At 71.7% G+C, this 2,541-nt stretch carries 4 protein-coding genes; 1 reads left to right on the forward strand and 3 read right to left on the reverse strand.

The window, feature by feature from the left end; genetic code table 11:
- A partial coding sequence (locus D7V93_RS41595) for an MATE family efflux transporter (RefSeq protein ID WP_244237823.1) occupies window positions 1–454 on the forward strand: 454 nt, incomplete at its 5' end.
- A gap of 31 nt (window positions 455–485) precedes the next feature.
- On the opposite strand, the gene D7V93_RS41600 is transcribed toward D7V93_RS41595, so the two are convergent.
- The 3 genes from D7V93_RS41600 to D7V93_RS41610 all read right to left on the reverse strand — a co-directional run bounded on the left by D7V93_RS41600 (window position 486) and on the right by D7V93_RS41610 (window position 2,532).
- Complete coding sequence (locus tag D7V93_RS41600) at window positions 486–1,199, reverse strand: esterase family protein (protein WP_120648506.1); 714 nt, start codon at window positions 1,197–1,199, stop codon at window positions 486–488.
- 62 nt (window positions 1,200–1,261) lie between these two features.
- Window positions 1,262–1,972: a YqiA/YcfP family alpha/beta fold hydrolase gene (locus tag D7V93_RS41605; protein ID WP_120648507.1), complete on the reverse strand. Its 711-nt coding sequence runs from the start codon at window positions 1,970–1,972 to the stop codon at window positions 1,262–1,264.
- Between the two features lie 20 nt (window positions 1,973–1,992).
- Window positions 1,993–2,532 (reverse strand): hypothetical protein, encoded by a 540-nt coding sequence (locus D7V93_RS41610; protein ID WP_244237824.1) that lies wholly within the window; start codon window positions 2,530–2,532, stop codon window positions 1,993–1,995.
- Window positions 2,533–2,541: the final 9 nt, after the last annotated feature.

Here is a 2,541-nt window from a genome sequence, read left to right on the forward strand (position 1 = left end):
GGGCTGGGCGGTGGGCGCGCACGACACGCCGCAGGCCCGGCGCAGCGGGCTGATGGCCTTTGCCACCGGCGCGGTGGTGATGGCGCTGGGCGGGCTCGTGTTCGCCCTCTTCCCGGGTCACCTCGCGAGGCTCGCGGGGGCGCCGCCAGACGTGATGCCGCTCCTGCTGCCGCTCTTGATGGTGAGCGCCATCTTCCAGGTGTTCGACGGTGTGCAGGGCGTGGGCGCGGGCGTGCTGCGCGGCGCGGGCGAGACGCGCTTCACCTTCCTGGCGAACATCGTGGGCCACTACGCCGTGGGCCTGCCCCTGACGCTGCTCCTGGGCTTCGGCCTGGGCATGGGCGTGCTGGGCATCTGGTGGGGCCTGTGCGCGGGCCTCATCACCGTGGCCCTGGCGGTGCTGTGGCGCTTCTGGCGCGTGAGCGCGGGCACGCTCCGGCCCCTGGATCAATAGCGGGGGCCGGCTGTCCGGGGCCGGCAGTGCTTCAGGCTGGCAGGTAGTGGCGGATCATCTGCCGCCACACGGGCCAGTCATGGGTGCCGCCGCTCCAGATGGACAGGTCGTTGCGGATGTCCTTCTGCCAGAGCAGCTTGGAGAGGTGCTCGTTGGAGGGGCGGCAGAAGTCGTGCTCGCCCACGGCCAGGGTCATCTCCACGCGGCGCAGGGCGTTCAGCCGCGCGGCATCGTGCAGGCCGGACAGCCACTGCGGCGCGGTGTGGAAGTACACCTGTTCGTCGTGGTGGCCGTCGAGGAAGTCGTCCGTCTCGAACTTGCCGCCCAGGGAGATGAGGCGCTGGAAGACGTCCGGGTGGCGCAGGCCCACGTTGTACGTGTGGAAGCCGCCCAGGCTGCACCCGGCGAGCGTGAGCCGGCCCCCGGTGGAGCGGCTGCGCACGAGCGGCACCGCTTCGTGGACGAGGTAGTCCTCCCACTGGGCATGGCGAGCCACGCGCACGGCGGGGGCGACGTCCTTGTTGTACCAGGACTCCTCATCCACCGAGTCCACGCACACCACGACGTAGCGGCCCGCGGCGATGCCGTCCGCGATGGCGCCAATGAGGCCGAAGTCCTCGGCTTGATAGAAGCGGCCCTTGCTGGTGGGGACCAGGAGGATGGGCTCGCCCGAGTGCCCGTACAGCAGCACTTCCATGTCCCGGTTCAGCCGCTGGCTGTACCAACGGTGGTATTCGCGGTTCATGGCCGCAACCTTAACCGGCGCGGCCGGGAGGCAAGACCGACCGGAGTGCGTGCGTGCCCGGGTCAGCCGGCAGTGAACACCTGCTGGGGCGCCACCCCACCCCGCCACGGGGTGAGAAACGCGTCCGCCTCCTGGGCGATGCGCTCCAGCGAGGCCGTCAGCTCGTGGCCGTCGTCCACCTCCACCAGCCGCACGTGGCGCCGGTCCTTCGCCCATTCGCGCGAGTAGCGCACGTCGCAGGTGTCGTCCTGTCGACCATGGACGATGAGCGTGGGCACGCGCACGTCGGGCCAGACGCCCAGGCGCGCGTCCATCGCCTGGGCCTCCTCCACGAGGCCGTGGTGCACGCGCGCGCGGCGCTTCTCCGCGTGGTCATCCGTTTCGATGTAGCCCGTGCGCTGCCATTGGGCCCAGCCGGCCTCGCCCATGCGGCGCTGGAGCTGCTCCACGAAGTGGAAGGCGGGGGCGAGCAGCACCAGCGCGCCCACGCGAGCGTCCTGCTGCGCAGCGCGCGCGGCGACGAGCCCGCCCAGGCTGGAGCCGATGAGCACGGCGCGCTCCTGGGGGGCGCCCAGCGCGTCGCGCACGGTGTCCAGCATGGCGCCCAGGCTCAGGCGCTCCAGCGACGGCACGCGCAGGTTGAGGCGCTCCAGGGGGAGGCCCTGCTTCGCCCAGTGGGCGTCCAGCCAGAGGCCCTTGGTGGAGGAGGGGCCGGACGCGAAGCCATGCAGGTACAGCCAGCGGGGACCCGGGGTCTGGGACGGCGCGTTCATGGGCGCGCACTCTAACCCCATCAAAACCGCAGCACGGGCCCGGCGATGATGCTCTGCAGGGGTTTGGCGCAGGTGCTGTCGGCGTCGGGCTCCTTCGTGAACTTCAGGTCGCAGAACTGGAGGGCGGTGGAGAGCGACACGCCCCAGCGGTCGCTGAACCAGCCGTCCAGGCCCACGCGGAAGGCCATGCTGGTGACGTCGAAGTCCTCGCGCCGCAGCTGGCCCACGGTGTTGGGGGTGAAGGGCTTCGCCCAGCTCTTCGCCAGCCGGGCCCCCAGCCACGGCGTCACCGGCTTGTCGCCGAAGAAGCGCAGGCGGGCTTCGATGCCCACGGCCGTGTAGTCGAGCTGCACGCGGCTGAGCTGGGACGGGTCCTGGGCGTCCGCGAACTGGCGGCCCCACGTCTGCGTCGTCTCGAAGACGGCGCCCAGGGACAGGCCCGGCGGCGTCTCCACGCCCAGCCAGGCTTGCAGGGCCGGCCCCTTGGCGCGCCAGTCGCTGAAATGATCCAGGGTGACGCCCGCGCCCAGGGACGCATAGCCGTGCCACCCCTCCGCCACTGCTGGCCC

The sequence above is a fragment of the Corallococcus llansteffanensis genome (assembly GCF_003612055.1).
In the GTDB taxonomy this organism is placed as follows: Bacteria; Myxococcota; Myxococcia; order Myxococcales; family Myxococcaceae; genus Corallococcus; species Corallococcus llansteffanensis.

Coding starts and splice junctions, on each gene's coding strand:
- D7V93_RS41605 (WP_120648507.1), bottom strand. CDS start 1,972: ATGAACGCGCCGTCCCAGACCCCGGGTCCCCGCTGGCTGTACCTGCAT.
- D7V93_RS41600 (WP_120648506.1), bottom strand. CDS start 1,199: ATGAACCGCGAATACCACCGTTGGTACAGCCAGCGGCTGAACCGGGAC.